Source organism: Deltaproteobacteria bacterium (assembly GCA_005879795.1).
Taxonomy (GTDB): Bacteria; Desulfobacterota; Binatia; order DP-6; family DP-6; genus DP-6.
The window spans coordinates 1-14,600 of record VBKJ01000111.1 but is presented as its reverse complement, the minus strand read 5'-3'; the positions used below and the strand labels follow the sequence as shown (position 1 = coordinate 14,600).

Below are 14,600 nucleotides of genomic sequence, written 5' to 3'. Positions count from 1 at the left end.
TCGAGGTGGGAGCGCTGATTGCCGCCGGGGTCATGGCGGCAGCCGTGGCGCTGCGCGCCGCGGTTCCCGGGATGGCCGGCGGCCGATGGGCGGTGACGGTCTCGATACTGCTCGTGGCAGCAGCGGTGGTGCTCGCGTCGCTCGAGCCGGCCGCGCGGATACGTTCCGTCTGGGGTTTCGTGGCGCACGGAGCTCAGTGTGTGGTCAGCATACTGGCCTTCTCCGTGCTCCCCTGGACGGCGCTCTTCCTGGCCGTGCGTCGCGGTGCTCCACTCGACGCCTCGCTGGCGGGGGCATACGTCGGCGCCGCGGCCCTTCTCTTCGCCGCTGCGGCGGTGCGGATCGCCTGCCCCATCGACGAGGAGCTCCACGTGCTCACCTGGCACACGCTGCCGATCGCCATGGGCGCGGCGCTCTCCGGGGTCGCCGGCGCGAGATGGCTCGAGCGATGGCAACGAGCCTCCGACTGAGGCAGTTCCGACGGGAGGCGCCATGCGATCTGGCCTGGTCGCTCGCGCGCGACGGGGGTGGTAGCGTTGGCGCGATGGGCGTGCTCGAGGGCCTGCGCGACGCCTGTCCGGCGCTCGCGCTGCACACCGACGCTCCGGCGCTGGCGGCGGCCGGCCTCGACGCGATGCGGCCGTCGCGCGGCCGCCCCGAGTTCGCTCGGCTCGACACGCGCCCGATCGCCGTGGCGGAGCCCGCAAGCGCCGCGGAGGTCGCGGCCCTGGTGCGCTGGGCCGCCGGTGCGCGCGTCCCGCTCGTCGCCCGGGGGGGCGGAAGCGGCCTCATGGGAGCGGCCGCGGTCCTGGTACCGGCCGTCGTCGTCGACCTGAGGCGTCTCGGCGCCGTCGCCGTCGACGCCGACGCGTGTCTCGTCCGCGCGGGGGCCGGCGCGACGCTCGCCCAGGTGGACGCGGCGCTCGCGCCGCACGGTCTCATGCTCGGGCACGATCCCTGGACGGTCGGCGTGGCGACGGTGGGCGGCGCGCTCGCGACCAACGGCCTCGGCTACCTGGGCGCCCGCGCGGGCAGCTTCGGTGCGCAGGTGCGCGCGCTCGAAGCGGTGCTCGCCGACGGGACGATCGTGCGCACGCGGCCGTCGCCGGCGCGCTCGATGGGCCTCGATCTCGCGCGGCTCCTCGTCGGCACGGAGGGCACCCTCGGCATCATCACGGAGGCGACGCTCGCCGCGCTGCCCGTGCCCGAGGAGCGCGTCATCCACGCCTGGCGCCTGCCGTCCTTCGACGCGGGCGTCGCGGTCGCCGCCGGCCTGCGCCGCTCGGGCGTGCACCCCGCCTGCCTCGAGCTCTCCGCGCGCGACGCGCCAGGACCGGCCACCGTGCTGCTCGTCTTCGACGGCCTCGACGGAGAGGCAGCGCTACTCGCGGCGCGCGCGGCACGGCTCGTCGCCGCGGCGGGCGGGTCCATGCTCGGCGGCCGCGAGGCGGAGCGTCAGTGGGAGGAGCGGCACGCCATCGCCGAGCGCTGGGCCGCCGCGCGCCGCGGCGGCGGAGGAGGCGAGTGGCCGCCGGACGGGGCGCAGTTCGACTACGCGCACGTGGGCGTTCCGCTCGGCGGTCTCGCGGCCGTGCGCGCGACGGCGCGCGCGCTCGTCGAGCGCCACGGGCTCACATTCGTCGAGGAAGGCCTCTGGCACTGGCCCGAGCTGTACTCCGTCGTCGTCAGCGGGCCGCCCGGCTCGGCGGAGGGTGTGCGCGCTACGATCGACGGTGTCTGCGCGGCGGCCGTCGAGGCCGGCGGCACGCTCGAGTACTGCCACGGGGTGGGCTGGAAGCTCGCGCACCTGGCCGAGCGGGAGCACGGCGCGGCGGGGCTGGCGGTCCTGCGCCGCCTGAAGGCGGCGCTCGACCCGGCCAACATCATGAACCCGGGGAAGGGCGGGCTGTAAGCTCGGTGCGCTTCACGGGCGACTACTCCTCGACCCATCGCCTCGCCGACGGCACGCCGGTCCGGCTCCGGCTGCTCCGCCGCGGGGACCGGGCGAAGCTCGTGGCGGCCTTCGAGCGGCTGTCGCCCGAGTCGCGCTACCGCCGGTTCTTCACCGCCATGCCGCGGCTTCCCGAGAAGCTCCTGCGCCGCCTCCTCGACATCGACGGCTGGAACCACGTGGCGATCGGCGCCGAGACCGTGACCGCGGACCCCGCCCAGGCCGAGGGGGTGGGCGTCGCCCGCTTCATCCGTCTCGCGGACGAGCCCGGGGTCGCCGAGGCGGCCGTGACGGTCGTCGACCACATGCAGCACCGCGGGCTCGGCAAGCTCCTCGCGTCGGTGCTCGTCCAGGCGGCACGGGAGCGCGGCATCACGCGCTTCCGCGCCGAGGTGCTGCGCACGAACGAGGCGGTGCTGGCGCTCCTCCACGAGCTCGACGAGACGGCCCGGCCGGTCGTGGACGGCCCGCTCGCGACCTACGACCTCACGCTCCCCGAGCCGGCCGCCGAGGAGCGAATGACGGGCCCGCTCTACGGCCTGCTCCGGCTCGCGGCGGCCGGGTTGCAAGTCGTCTTGAGACGCCTCGGCCATCCGGCCGGGCCGCGGCCCGGCGGATAGGCAGCGCCGCGGCGCACCCGCTCAGCGCCGGCCCATCCCGAAAGCGAGTCCAGCGACGACGACCGCGATCCCGACGAGCAGTGCGGTGAGGTGCTCCTCGGTGATCTTCTGCGCCAGGTCTCCAAGCCGGTTGAGCCCGGCGACGAGCGCCATCAGAATGGCATACTCGGTCAGGGCCTGACCCGCATCGTCGCGCCTGCTCGGCCGCGGCACACGTTCTTCTACACCGGGGCCGCGCGGGTTGGAAACGAGTTGCTCGAGCGCCGCGCCGCCCGGGCACGGCATCACGAGAGGAGGGACGGGATGCAGCTGCACGGCGCCGTCGCGGTGGTGACGGGCGGCGGCAGCGGGCTCGGCGAGGCGCTGGCGCGCCGTCTGGCAGCGGCGGGCGCGCGGCTGGCCGTCGTCGACCTGCGGGCCGAGCGTGCGGAGCGGGTCGCCGCCGAGCTGCGGCGCGGGGGGTGCGAGGCGGCCGATCTGGCCGTGGACGTCGGCGAGCGCGCCGCGGTGGCGCGCGCCTTTGCGGCGATCGGCGAGCGCTTCGGGCGGGTGGAGCTGCTCGCGAACTGCGCGGGCCGCAGCATGCTGGTCCCGTTCCTCGAGATGACCGACGCCGACCTGGACTGGGTCCTCGGGCCGAACCTGCTCGGCGTCGTCCACTGCATCCGGGCGGCGGTCCCGCTGATGCCTCGCGGGAGCCGGATCGTCAACGTCAGCTCGGTCTCCGGACGAATTCCGACGCCGGGCGAAGCGTTCTATTCCGCGTGCAAAGCCGCCGTCGTGTCGCTGAGCGAGGCGCTGGCGGCGGAGCTGGCCAGCCGGGGCATCGGCGTCACCGTCGTGCTGCCGGGCGAGATGTCCACCGCCCTCTTCGCCGAGCACCCGTCCTGGGAGCGCCGCCCCGATTTCCAGCGCCGCATGGACATCCCGCCCGAGCGGGTGGCCGAGGCGATCGCGCGCGCCCTGCGCAAGGATCGCTTCGAGGTCGTCGAGCCCGCGTCGATGCGCGCCGCGCTCCTCGTCCAGCGCGCTGCGCCGCGCCTGTTCCGCCGCGGCGTCGCGCGCTACTGGCGCGCGCTCGAGCCTCGCCTCGGACGGCGCTGAGGCTCGAGACCTCATCCGCCGCTACTGCCGCTCGACGCTCGGAGCGACCCGCGCCCCCCCGACGTGACCGCAACGCTCGCGAGCTGGGTCCACGGGCTCGGCTGACGTCCCCTCCCGACGGCGGCGCCCCGCTCAGCCCTTCTCGGTCCCGCGCCCGTTTGCTATAGCGCGCCCCACCCCCGAGCCACGCCCCATGAGGATCACCGTCCCCAAGGAGATCGCCCCCGGCGAGCGCCGCGTCGCGCTCACGCCGGAGGCGGCGGCCGCGCTGGTGAAGGGCGGGCTCGAGGTGCTCGTCGAGACCGGGGCGGGCGAGGGGGCGTTCCACACCGACGCCGCCTTCGAGAAGGCCGGCGTGCGGATCGTTCCCGACGCGAGCACGCTCTACGGCCAGGCCGACGTCGTGCTGAAGGTGCAGAGGCCCGCGCTCGCGGAGGTGGACCGGCTGCGCGAGGGCGCCGTGCTGGTGTCGTTCCTGCAGGCGCTCACCAGCCCCGACCTGGTCGAACGGCTGGCCGCGCGCCGGATCACCAGCTTCGGCATGGAGGGGATCCCGCGCATCAGCCGCGCGCAGAAGATGGACGCGCTCTCGTCGCAGGCCAACATCGCTGGCTACAAGGCGGTCCTCATCGCGGCCGAGTCGCTGGCGAAGTTCTTCCCGATGCTGATGACGGCGGCCGGGACCGTCTTCGCCGCTCGGGCGCTGGTGATGGGCGCGGGTGTGGCCGGGCTGCAGGCCATCGCCACGGCACGGCGGTTGGGGGCACAGGTGTGGGGCTACGACGTGCGGGCCGCGGTGAAGGAGCAGGTCGAGAGCCTCGGGGCGAAGTTCCTCGCGCTCGACCTGGGCATCGCCGACGCCGAGGACAAGGGCGGCTACGCGAGGGCGCTGTCCCCCGAGGCGAGCCGCCGGCAGCAGGAGCTGCTCGCCGAGAGGACGAAGGAGTTCGACGTCGTCATCACCACGGCGCTGGTGCCCGGCAGGCCCGCGCCGCGCCTCGTCACCGGGGAGACCGTCGCCGGCATGCGGCCCGGCTCGGTGATCGTCGACCTGGCCGCCGAGGCGGGCGGCAACTGCGAGCTGACCGAGCCCGACCAGGTGGTCGTGCGCCACGGCGTCACCATCCACGGCCCGACCAACCTGCCCGCCACGCTGCCGGTGCACGCGAGCCAGCTCTACGCGCGCAACGTGACCGAGCTGCTGCGCGAACTCGTCAAGGACGGCGCGCTGGCCCTCGACTTCGACGACGAAGTCGTCAAGGGCGCCTGCGTTACGCACGGCGGGCAGGTCGTCAACGAGGCGGTCAAGGCGGCGGTGGCGGCGCGGAAGACGGCATGACGACCGACCTGGAGATCGGCCTCTACATCTTCATGCTGGCCGGGTTCCTCGGCTACCACGTCATCACCCGCGTCCCGCCGCTCCTGCACACGCCGCTCATGTCGGCGACCAATGCGATCGCGGCGATCTCACTGGTCGGGTCGCTGGTGGTGGCGGGGAGCGACTACCGGAACGTCCCTCACGGCTGGGTGTGCACCCTCCTCGGCCTGGTCGCGGTGACCTGCTCGTCCACGAACGCCGTCGGCGGCTTCCTGATCACGGACCGCATGCTCAGGATGTTCAGGACGGCGGAGGAGCGCGCCGGGGGGGCGCGGCGGCCGGTGGAGCTGCAGGCGCTGGGGGCGGTGCTGGCACTCGTCGGCGTCGTCGCGGCGGTGCTGTACGCGACCAAGCCCGCCGGGATGGCGATCGGGGAGTATCTCCACGAGCACGTCGCCGCGGAGGCGCTCCGCTACTGCTACATCGTCTCCGCGGGAATGTTCGTGCTCGGGCTGAAGGGACTCAGCTCGCCCAAGTGGGCGCGCTCGGGAATGGCGCTGGCGGCGCTCGGGATGCTCATCGCCGTGGTCGGCACGCTCTTCCACCCTCACATCGTGACCTACCGGTGGATCGGCCTCGGCTTCGGGATCGGCACGGTGTTCGGGGGCACGATGGGGCTCCGCATCCCGATGACCGCCGTGCCGCAGCGGACCGCGCTGTCGCACTCGCTGGGCGCGCTCGCGGCGTGCCTGGTGGGCGTCTCCGAGTACTTCCGCTACCAGGGCGCGCTCAACCGCGTGACGCTGACCGCCCTCGACTTCGAGGTGGTGGTGGGCGGGCTCACGTTCACGGGCAGCCTGATGGCCGCGGCCAAGCTCCAGGAGCTGCTGCGCGGGCGGCCGATCACGTACCGGGGCCAGAACATCATCAGCCTGAGTCTGCTCTCGGTGATCGTCGTCTCCGGCGCTTACCTGGTCGTCGCGCAGGCGGCCACCCCCTTCTTCTACGTGATGGTGGCCCTGGCGCTCGTCTTCGGCCTGCTGCTCGTCATCCCGATCGGCGCAGCCGACATGCCGGTGGTGATCGCGCTCCTCAACTCCTACGGCGGGCTCGCGGACGCCGCCATGGGCTTCGTGCTGATGAACAAGATCCAGATCATCACGGGCTCGCTCGACGGCACCTCGGGCTTCCTGCTCTCGCTCCTCATGTGCCGCGCGATGAACCGCTCGGCGGCGAACGTGCTCTTCGGCGCGTTCGGCAGGGTGTCGGAGGAGGAGGCCGCCGCGGCCGCCGAGGCCAGGGGCACCGTGCGCACCATCGTGCCCGAGGAGACGGCGGTCCTGCTCGAGACAGCCCGCAACATGATCGTCGTGCCCGGCTACGGCATGGCCGTCGCCCAGGCGCAGCACGCGGTCGCCGAGCTGGGGAACATCCTGAAGGAGCGCGGCGTGGACGTGAGGTACGCGATCCATCCCGTCGCCGGGCGCATGCCGGGCCACATGAACGTCCTCCTGGCCGAGGCCAACGTCCCGTACGAGCAGCTCCACGAGATGGAAGCGATCAACCCGTACTTTCCGGAGGCCGACATCGTGCTCGTGGTGGGCGCCAACGACGTCACCAACCCCGCCGCCAAGAACAACAAGTCGAGCCCCCTCTACGGCATGCCGATCCTCGAGGTGGACCGCGCCAAGTCCATCATCGTGCTCAAACGCAGCATGCGCCCGGGCTTCGCCGGCGTCGACAACGACTTGTACTACAACGAGAAGTGCATGATGCTCTTCGGCGACGCCAAGGACAGCCTCACCAAGCTCATCAGCGAGATGAAGTCTCTCTTGTGAACAGCGAGGCCAGCTCATGAAGACCGTCGCGCAGCTCTTGCGAACGAAGGGGCACCAGGTCCTGTCCGTTTCCCCGGACATCCCCGTCTTCGAGGCCCTGGAAGTGATGGCCGAGAAGAACGTCGGGGCGCTCCTCGTGCTCGAAGGGGAGCGGCTGGTGGGCATCTTCTCGGAGCGGGACTACGCCCGCAAGGTCATCCTGAAGGGCAAAGCCTCCAAGGAGACGCCCGTCCGGGAGATCATGAGCTCCCACGTGCTCTACATCCGTCCGGAGCAGACGATCGAGGACTGCATGGCGTTGATGACGGACAAGCGCGTCCGGCACCTGCCCGTGATGGAGGCGGAAAAGCTCGTGGGGGTGATCTCGATCGGCGACGTCGTGAAGGCCGTCATCGCCGAGCAGGAGTTCATGATCGAACAGCTGCAGAATTACATCACGGGTCGGTAGCGCAAACGGCTGCGTCACCAACCCGCGGGCGCTCAACCGGAGGGCAGCAGGCGGAGGACTGCCTCGTCGAACTCCTTCGGCAGCAGATCGTGTGGAGAGATCAGGACGTTCAGCCGGGAGCTCCTCACCTCGAAGCCGACGGTGCGCAGCACTTCCCGGTTGTCGACGCGCTGAAGAGAGATATCGACCTTCGCGCTCTCCGTATAGAAGAGCGCGCCGGGGTGGCGCTCCCACCGGAGGACGACGGGAGCGACGGCATACCTGCCGTGACGAGCCGCACACGCTCTCGGGACATCGCTCCGGTCATCCACCGGGATCACCTTGAACGAGCGCTGTGCGCGGATCACGTCGGCGACGCGCTTGGCCACGGCGGCGCCGCTGCCATAGTAGACGGTGTCTCCGGCCCTTCCATCCGCCGGCTGGACCACGCACACCGTCTCGCCGGCGCTCCAGGCGAGCGGTGCCGCCTGTGGACCGGGACCGGAGATGGCCAGCTCGGCGCCGCACCCCACGACGAGGAGGAGGACGAGCCCCACCACCGCGATCGCGGCGCGCCACCCTTGACGCGGGGCCGCACCCTCGGCTGGGTGAGCCCTCACCTGCCGCTCCGGCGCCACGCATTGCATGACGTATTCGCCGGCACTTCCGTTGACGCCCCGGCGCGAGGCTCCCGACCGCCCGTCGCTTCACCACTCGAAGGGATGGGCCAGGTCGAAGGTGTGGGTGATGCCCACGAGCAGGCCGCTCAGCCGGTCCTGGTCATTCCCGCGCAGCAGCGATGCCTGGACGCTGTTCTGCCGGTCGATCACGAGCACACCACCCAGGGAAACCGAGTTCCGCGCGCCGGAGATCCAGTCCGCGTAGACGACGAAGCGATCACTCACCTCGACGTCGGTCCCTGCAAGGGCCCGCCACGCGTTGGAGGTGCGCAGCATGCCGGCATGCAGCCGGATGCCGCGCAGCTTGACGTTGCGGTGATGAGCCCGGAACTTCTGGTACTGGATCTGCTCGTAATTGAGGGTCTTGCTCAGCACGAGAAAGTAGCTCGGGACGAAGCCGACGCCGAGCTGCGTCGCGCCGACGGCAACGGCGGGAACGCGGTAGTCCTCCCGCACCGGATTCCATTTCAGGTTCAGCATCGGCCGGTAGTCGTGCGGCGGGTCGGACGGGGCGACGTCGAGCCCCGCTTCGAGGTTCCACGGCAGCCCGAACTCGCTCTGCGGCACGAGCTGCGGCTGGTGGAAGACCGAGGAGCGGCCGCTCACCTCGGTGTTGCCGTTCTGGAGCTGCAGGGTCACCTGCCCGACCGGCACCAGGTCCGTGGTCGGGATCTGATTGAGCATGCTCGGCGCGGCCCGCACCGCCACCGGCGCCAGGCAGGCGACCACGAAAGGCCAGCGCATCTCAGCGGTCGTCCTCACGGAGCGTGCGGGGCGGCTCGAGGCGGAAGAACTCCATCGTCTGATCGAGCTCCTCGACGAGTGCCCGCAGCTGCGCCTCGGTAGCCTGGTCGTACGCCCCGTGCGCCGCGGCCGCCGTCAGCGCGGCGATTCGATCGACCAGCGCGTGCGCCTTGCCGAGCGTGGTCGCGAGCTCCTCGACCAGGCGGTTGAGGGCCTCGCCCACCTCGCGGAACTCGTCCTGCCGATGCAGCTCGACGCGCACGCCGAGCTCGCCCGCCACCAGGGCGTCGAGCGCCCGGTGCAGCGTGTGCACCGGCCGCACGATGCGGTGCGTGAGCCGGAGCGCCCACGCCATGACCGCCAGCACGAGGACGAGCAGCGCCACGCTCGCGATCACCGTGCCGCGCCGCAGAAGCTCGCCCGTGTGGCTGATCGTCTTGTGCGCCCGGAAGAACTCCGCGCCGATCTCCCGGTTGCTCACCTGGTACTGAACGGCGAGCGTCGCGAGGACCGCCACCAAGAGGAGCGCCGCGAGCGGGACGACCCAGCGCAGCTGCCGGGCGCGATGTCGGGGGTGGTGGTGCAGCAGGCCAAGGAATCCCATCGCTCAGCCTCCTCGCGAGCCCCTCACTCGAGCTCCGACAGCTCGTGACACGTGAGACACAGCCCGCCGCGCGAGTTGTCGATGCGCACGAAGTCACGGAAGGCGCTCGGCTCGCCGTGCATGAAGTGACAGGTGGCGCACGTGATCAACCCCTCGGCGGAGAGCGGAAGCGTGTCGGGCACCGGCTTCCGAGGTCGGATGCCGGTTCGATGGGACGGCCCCTGGTCGCCGTGGCAGAGGGTGCACCGCTCCTCGAGATCCGGCGCCAGGAGGCGCCGCGCCACGACCGGGTCCTGCTCGAGCGTGGCGCGCGCGTTCGTGTGACATGCAGTGCAGTCCGCGTCTGGCCGGTGCACGTTCTCCCCGCGGGGCCCCCTCGCCAGCACCGCGGCCAGGGAAGCGAGGAGGAAGAACGCAGGCACGGCCCATCCCACCCGCCCGGACCCCAGCCACCACTCGTCCATGAGGGAGGCTCAATCATCCTGGCCCGCGAGCGCCCGTCAATCGATCCAACGAGGTCGGAGGACTCCGGCGACCGGCGAGCCGATACCCGGCGCGCGCCACCCCGGGGGCCCCCGCCAGCCGCCCGCCCCGCGGTCAGAACGCCCGCCGGTCCCATGCCTTGACACAGCGGCGGCGGCTCATTAACGATACGCACCAGTCCGTAAATCGAATGTCGGTCCCCCGCCTCGAACCCGGAGCACTGCGCCCACGCCGGGGCCGTCCGCCCACCCCCGGCTTGCGCGAACGCATCCTCCGCGCGGCAGCCGTCATCTTCGCCCGTCGCGACTATCACGAGGTGCAGATGGACGACGTCGTGCAGGCGAGCGGCGTCGGGAAGGGCACCCTGTATCGGTACTTCCCGAGCAAGCGGGAGCTGTATCTGGCGGTCATGTTCGAGGGCATCGAGCGCCTGCGCGCGGAACTCGAGGCCGCGGTCGCGACGGACGAGCCTCCGGCGCGCAAGATCCGGCACATCGTGCACCGGACGCTGGCGTACTTCTGGGATCGGCGGTTCTTCTTCTCGCTCATCCACCGCAACGAGTACCGGGGCGGCGGCGAGGCGCGCGCGTGGCTGCGTCACCGCGAGGCGCTGTCGCGCCTGGTCCAGCACACGCTAGAGGGCGCCATGGCGGCGGGTCACCTCCGCCGCGTCAACACGCGCATCGCCACGGAGATGCTGTTCGGGATGATGCGCGGCGTGAACCGCTACCGCGCGGAGGGCGACCGCCTCGACGACCTGGTCACGGCAGTGGTGGGCGTCTTCATGCGCGGGGTCGGGACGCCGACCGGGCGCCGCATCGTGGAGCAGCCCTGCACGAGCAGCGCACGACATCTCCCCCGGGGCTCCGGTTCGGTCGCGAGCGCGTGAAGATGCATCCCGGCACGCCGGCATCGGAGCCGAGGAGGGTGGACACCCCTCGGCCGTCGGAGCGGGACACACGTGTGCAGCGGGCGGGGCGCCGCCGTTGGCCCTGGCTCCTGGCCCTCGGCCTCCTCGCCGGCGCCGCCTACGGGCTGCACGCCACCCGGGCGGGCCGGGAGCCGGCCGCCACCGAGGCGCCCGGCAAGCCGATCGGCCAGGGCGTGCCCGTGGTGGCGGCGGCGGCGCGACAGGGCGACATGCCGGTCTACCTGCCGGGGCTCGGCTCGGTGCTCGCCTTCAACACCGTCACCGTGAAGAGCCGCGTCGACGGCCAGCTCGTCCGGGTGGCCTTCCAGGAAGGCCAGCTCGTGCACCAGGGAGACCTCCTCGCCGAGATCGACCCTCGGCCCTTCGCGGCGCAGCTGGCGCAGGCCGAGGGCCAGCTCGCGCGCGACCAGGCGCAGCTCAAGGACGCGCGGCTCAACCTCGCCCGCTACCGCGAGCTGGTCGCGCGGGAGCTCGTCGCCAAGCAGCAGGTCGACGATCAGAGCGCGACAGTCGGCCAGTACGAGGGCGCGGTCAGGGTGGACCAGGCGCTGATCGACAGCGCCCGCCTCCAGCTCGAGTACGCCCGCATCACCGCCCCCATCACGGGACGGGTCGGGCTCCGGCTGCTCGACGTCGGCAACATCGTCCACGCCAGCGATCCGAACGGTCTGGTCGTCATCACGCAGCTCCAGCCGATCACGGTGGTGTTCACGATCCCCGAGGACGACCTCCCGCCCATCATGAGGAAGCTGACGGCCGGGGAGCCCCTGCCGGTGGAGGCCTACGACCGCGCCAACCGCAACCACATCGCCACGGGCTCGCTCCTCACCGCCGACAACCAGATCGACCAGGCAACCGGGACGACCCGGTTGAAGGCGATCTTCGCGAACGAGGACGGCGCGCTGTTCCCCAATCAGTTCGTCAACGTGCGGCTGCTGCTCGACGTGCGCAAGGGCGCGGTCATCGTGCCGGTGGCGGCCGTCCAGCGGGGCCCGCAGGGCACGTTCGTCTACGTGGTGAAGCCGGATCACACGGTGGACGTGCGTCCGGTCACGGTCGGCCCGACGACCGGGACCGACACCGCGATCGAGGCCGGCCTCGCGCCCGACGACGCGGTCGTCGTGGACGGCGTCGACAAGCTGCGGGCGGGGAGCGCGGTCCAGGTGCGGGCTCCGGAGCGCAACGGCGCGGCCGCCAAGCCGGGTGCATGAACCCGTCGCGGCCCTTCATCCTGCGGCCCGTCGCGACCTCGCTGCTGATGGCCGCCATCCTGTTGGCCGGCGCCATCGCGTACCGGCAGCTCCCCGTCTCCGCGCTGCCGCAGGTCGACTATCCCACCATCCAGGTGCTCACGTTCTACCCCGGCGCCGGGCCCGACGTGATGGCCTCGTCCGTGACCTCGCCGCTCGAGCGACAGTTCGGGCAGATGCCGGGCCTGAACCAGATGATGTCGACGAGCTCGTTCGGCTGCTCGGTGATCACGCTCCAGTTCGCGCTCGATCTCAACATCGACGTGGCCGAGCAGGAGGTGCAGGCGGCCATCAACGCGGCCGCGACCTATCTCCCGCGCGACCTGCCGAATCCGCCCGTCTACAGCAAGACGAACCCGGCCGACGCGCCTGTCCTGACCCTCGCCCTCACCTCGGCGACGCTCCCGCCGGCGAAGGTCCAGGACCTGGCGGACACGCGGCTGGCGCAGAAGATCTCGCAGCTCCCCGGCGTCGGGCTGGTCAGCATCAGCGGCGGGCAGAAGCCCGCCGTGCGCGTCCAGGCGAACCCGACGGCGCTGGCCGCCTACGGCCTCGGCCTCGAGGACGTGCGCACCGCGCTCGCGCAGGCGAACGTGAACCAGGCGAAGGGCAACTTCGACGGCCCGGACCAGGCCTACACGATCGGCGCCAACGACCAGCTGCTCTCGAGCGACGCCTACCGGCCGCTGGTCGTCGCCTACCGCAACGGCGCGCCCGTGCGCGTCTCGGACGTCGCCGACGTGATCGACGACGCGGAGAACGTGAAGCAGGCCGCGTGGATGAACACCCTCCCCGCCGTCATCGTCAACATCCAGCGGCAGCCCGGCGCCAACATCATCACGGTCGTCGATCGCATCGAGCGGCTCCTGCCACAGCTCACCACCGCGCTGCCGCCCTCGGTGCAGGTCTCGGTCCTCACCGACCGGACCCTCACGATCCGCGCGTCCGTGCGGGACGTGCAGTTCGAGCTCATGCTGACCGTGGCGCTCGTGGTGATGGTGCTCTTCCTCTTCCTGCGCAACCTGCGGGCGACCATCATCCCCAGCGTCGCGGTCCCGCTCTCGATCGTGGCCACTTTCGGCGTGATGTACCTGCTCGGCTACAGCCTGGACAACCTGTCGCTGATGGCCCTCACCATCTCGACCGGCTTCGTGGTGGACGACGCGATCGTGATGATCGAGAACGTCGCCCGCTACATCGAGGAGGGGGAGCCGCCGCTCGCGGCCGCACTGAAGGGCTCGGAGCAGATCGGCTTCACCATCCTGTCGCTCACGGTGTCGCTGATCGCCGTCCTCATCCCGCTCCTTTTCATGGGCGACATCGTCGGGCGGCTGTTCCGCGAGTTCGCCGTCACGCTGAGCGTCACCATCCTGGTCTCGGCCGTCGTGTCGCTCACGCTGACCCCGATGATGTGCGCCCGCCTGCTGCGGAACCGCTTCGGCGCGACCGAGGGCCGCTTCGCGCGCGCGTCGGAGCGGGTCCTGAACAGCGTGATCGAGCGCTACGGCACGAGCCTGCGCTGGGTGCTCGGGCACCAGACCGCGACGCTGGTCGTCGCCGTCGTGACGCTGGTGGGGACGCTCGCGCTCTACGTCGTGGTGCCGAAGGGGTTCTTCCCCGTGCAGGACACGGGCGTGATCCTGGGTGTGTCCGAGGCGCCCCAGTCGGTGTCGTTCGCCGCCATGGCGGAGCGCCAGCAGGCGCTCGCCGCGGTGATTCTCGAGGATCCCGCGGTGCAGAGCCTCTCGTCCTTCATCGGCGTCGACGGCGTCAACACGACGGCGAACAGCGGGCGCATCCAGATCAACCTGAAGCCCCTCGCCGCGCGCCGCGTGAGCGCGAGCGACGTCATCCGTCGCCTGCAGCCGCGGCTCGTCGCGGTACAGGGGATCACCCTCTTCATGCAGCCGATCCAGGACCTCACCGTGGAGGACCGGGTCAGCCGCACGCAGTACCAGTTCACGCTCGAGGCGGCCGACCCGGGCGAGCTGCACGCCTGGGCTCCGCGGCTCCTCGAGCGGCTGCAGGCGCTCCCCGAGCTCCGCGACGTGGCGAGCGACCAGCAGAACGGCGGGCTCCAGGCGTCGCTGGTGATCGACCGCGACACGGCCTCCCGCCTCGGCATCACTCCCCAGCTGATCGACGACACCCTCTACGACGCCTTCGGCCAGCGCCAGGTGTCCACGATCTTCACGCAGCTGAACCAGTACCACGTCGTCCTCGAGGTGCAGCCGAGCTTCCAGCAGAACCCGGAGACCCTGAAGGACATCTACGTGCGCTCGGCCGCCGGCGCGCCCGTGCCCCTCGCCGCCTTCACCCACTTCGCCCCGGCCACCACCGCGCTCGCCGTCAACCACCAGGGTCAGTTCCCCGTCGTCACCCTCTCCTTCAACCTCGCGCCCGGCGTCGCCCTCGGCGACGCCGTCGCCGCGATCGAAGCCGTCGCAAGCGACCTCGGCCTCCCCGCCAGCATTCGCCAGAGCTTCCAGGGCACCGCCCAGGCCTTCCAGGCCTCGCTCGCCAACGAGCCGCTGCTCATCCTCGCTGCCCTGGTCACCGTCTACATCGTCCTCGGCGTCCTCTACGAGAGCTACATCCACCCCCTCACCATCCTCTCCACCCTCCCCTCCGCCGGCGTCGGCGCCATCCT

Annotated in this window: 15 protein-coding genes; 10 read left to right on the top strand and 5 right to left on the bottom strand. The window is 71.6% G+C overall.

Annotated elements, in window-relative coordinates; genetic code table 11:
• The 3 genes from E6J59_06005 to E6J59_05995 all read left to right on the top strand — a co-directional run.
• Positions 1-470: DUF1109 domain-containing protein (locus E6J59_06005; GenBank protein TMB21411.1), on the top strand; the 470-nt coding region annotated here is incomplete at its 5' end.
• Positions 437-1,912 carry an FAD-binding oxidoreductase gene (locus E6J59_06000; protein TMB21410.1) on the top strand — a complete coding sequence of 492 codons (1,476 nt, stop codon included), beginning with the start codon at positions 437-439 and terminating at the stop codon, positions 1,910-1,912. The genes E6J59_06005 and E6J59_06000, both read left to right, overlap by 34 nt.
• 5 nt (positions 1,913-1,917) lie before the next feature.
• Positions 1,918-2,571 (top strand): GNAT family N-acetyltransferase, encoded by a 654-nt coding sequence (locus tag E6J59_05995; GenBank protein TMB21409.1) that lies wholly within the window; start codon positions 1,918-1,920, stop codon positions 2,569-2,571.
• Between the two features lie 21 nt (positions 2,572-2,592).
• Here the strand turns inward: E6J59_05995 and E6J59_05990 are convergent, their stop codons facing one another.
• Positions 2,593-2,856 carry a hypothetical protein gene (locus E6J59_05990; protein ID TMB21408.1) on the bottom strand — a complete coding sequence of 88 codons (264 nt, stop codon included), beginning with the start codon at positions 2,854-2,856 and terminating at the stop codon, positions 2,593-2,595.
• A gap of 18 nt (positions 2,857-2,874) precedes the next feature.
• Between E6J59_05990 and E6J59_05985 the strand changes: the two genes are divergently transcribed.
• From E6J59_05985 to E6J59_05970, 4 genes are all read left to right on the top strand, one after another.
• Positions 2,875-3,675, top strand: coding sequence for an SDR family oxidoreductase (locus E6J59_05985; GenBank protein ID TMB21407.1), 801 nt, complete (start codon positions 2,875-2,877; stop codon positions 3,673-3,675).
• A 193-nt stretch (positions 3,676-3,868) separates the two neighbouring features.
• Entirely contained in the window at positions 3,869-5,014 is a 1,146-nt protein-coding gene (locus E6J59_05980; protein TMB21406.1) for a Re/Si-specific NAD(P)(+) transhydrogenase subunit alpha, read from the top strand.
• A complete protein-coding gene (locus E6J59_05975) occupies positions 5,011-6,831 on the top strand; it encodes an NAD synthetase (protein ID TMB21405.1) in 1,821 nt (606 codons plus the stop codon). The genes E6J59_05980 and E6J59_05975 overlap by 4 nt, the downstream gene beginning before the upstream one ends.
• A gap of 16 nt (positions 6,832-6,847) precedes the next feature.
• Entirely contained in the window at positions 6,848-7,279 is a 432-nt protein-coding gene (locus E6J59_05970; protein ID TMB21404.1) for a CBS domain-containing protein, read from the top strand.
• Positions 7,280-7,311: 32 nt separating this feature from the next.
• Here E6J59_05970 and E6J59_05965 read toward each other — a convergent pair whose 3' ends face one another.
• The 4 genes from E6J59_05965 to E6J59_05950 all read right to left on the bottom strand — a co-directional run bounded on the left by E6J59_05965 (position 7,312) and on the right by E6J59_05950 (position 9,750).
• The gene (locus E6J59_05965) at positions 7,312-7,707 is read right to left on the bottom strand and encodes a hypothetical protein (GenBank protein TMB21403.1); all 396 of its coding nucleotides are present in this window, start codon (positions 7,705-7,707) and stop codon (positions 7,312-7,314) included.
• Between the two features lie 258 nt (positions 7,708-7,965).
• Complete coding sequence (locus E6J59_05960) at positions 7,966-8,682, bottom strand: YjbH domain-containing protein (protein TMB21402.1); 717 nt, start codon at positions 8,680-8,682, stop codon at positions 7,966-7,968.
• A gap of 1 nt (position 8,683) precedes the next feature.
• Positions 8,684-9,286, bottom strand: coding sequence for a HAMP domain-containing protein (locus tag E6J59_05955; protein TMB21401.1), 603 nt, complete (start codon positions 9,284-9,286; stop codon positions 8,684-8,686).
• Positions 9,287-9,309: 23 nt separating this feature from the next.
• Complete coding sequence (locus tag E6J59_05950) at positions 9,310-9,750, bottom strand: hypothetical protein (protein TMB21400.1); 441 nt, start codon at positions 9,748-9,750, stop codon at positions 9,310-9,312.
• A gap of 209 nt (positions 9,751-9,959) precedes the next feature.
• On the opposite strand from E6J59_05950, the gene E6J59_05945 reads away from it, so the two are divergent.
• From E6J59_05945 to E6J59_05935, 3 genes are all read left to right on the top strand, one after another.
• Complete coding sequence (locus E6J59_05945) at positions 9,960-10,658, top strand: TetR/AcrR family transcriptional regulator (protein TMB21399.1); 699 nt, start codon at positions 9,960-9,962, stop codon at positions 10,656-10,658.
• Between the two features lie 2 nt (positions 10,659-10,660).
• Complete coding sequence (locus tag E6J59_05940; GenBank protein TMB21412.1) at positions 10,661-11,911, top strand: MdtA/MuxA family multidrug efflux RND transporter periplasmic adaptor subunit; 1,251 nt, start codon at positions 10,661-10,663, stop codon at positions 11,909-11,911.
• The coding region (locus E6J59_05935) for an acriflavine resistance protein B (GenBank protein TMB21398.1) at positions 11,908-14,600 on the top strand (2,693 nt) is incomplete at its 3' end. The genes E6J59_05940 and E6J59_05935, both read left to right, overlap by 4 nt.

Bases quoted from the DNA above. Each gene is read 5' to 3' on its own strand.
- E6J59_06000 (TMB21410.1), top strand. From the start codon at position 437: ATGGCTCGAGCGATGGCAACGAGCCTCCGACTGAGGCAGTTCCGACGG.
- E6J59_05990 (TMB21408.1), bottom strand. From the start codon at position 2,856: ATGCCGTGCCCGGGCGGCGCGGCGCTCGAGCAACTCGTTTCCAACCCG.
- E6J59_05985 (TMB21407.1), top strand. From the start codon at position 2,875: ATGCAGCTGCACGGCGCCGTCGCGGTGGTGACGGGCGGCGGCAGCGGG.
- E6J59_05980 (TMB21406.1), top strand. From the start codon at position 3,869: ATGAGGATCACCGTCCCCAAGGAGATCGCCCCCGGCGAGCGCCGCGTC.
- E6J59_05975 (TMB21405.1), top strand. From the start codon at position 5,011: ATGACGACCGACCTGGAGATCGGCCTCTACATCTTCATGCTGGCCGGG.
- E6J59_05970 (TMB21404.1), top strand. From the start codon at position 6,848: ATGAAGACCGTCGCGCAGCTCTTGCGAACGAAGGGGCACCAGGTCCTG.
- E6J59_05960 (TMB21402.1), bottom strand. From the start codon at position 8,682: ATGCGCTGGCCTTTCGTGGTCGCCTGCCTGGCGCCGGTGGCGGTGCGG.
- E6J59_05955 (TMB21401.1), bottom strand. From the start codon at position 9,286: ATGGGATTCCTTGGCCTGCTGCACCACCACCCCCGACATCGCGCCCGG.
- E6J59_05950 (TMB21400.1), bottom strand. From the start codon at position 9,750: ATGGACGAGTGGTGGCTGGGGTCCGGGCGGGTGGGATGGGCCGTGCCT.
- E6J59_05945 (TMB21399.1), top strand. From the start codon at position 9,960: ATGTCGGTCCCCCGCCTCGAACCCGGAGCACTGCGCCCACGCCGGGGC.
- E6J59_05940 (TMB21412.1), top strand. From the start codon at position 10,661: ATGCATCCCGGCACGCCGGCATCGGAGCCGAGGAGGGTGGACACCCCT.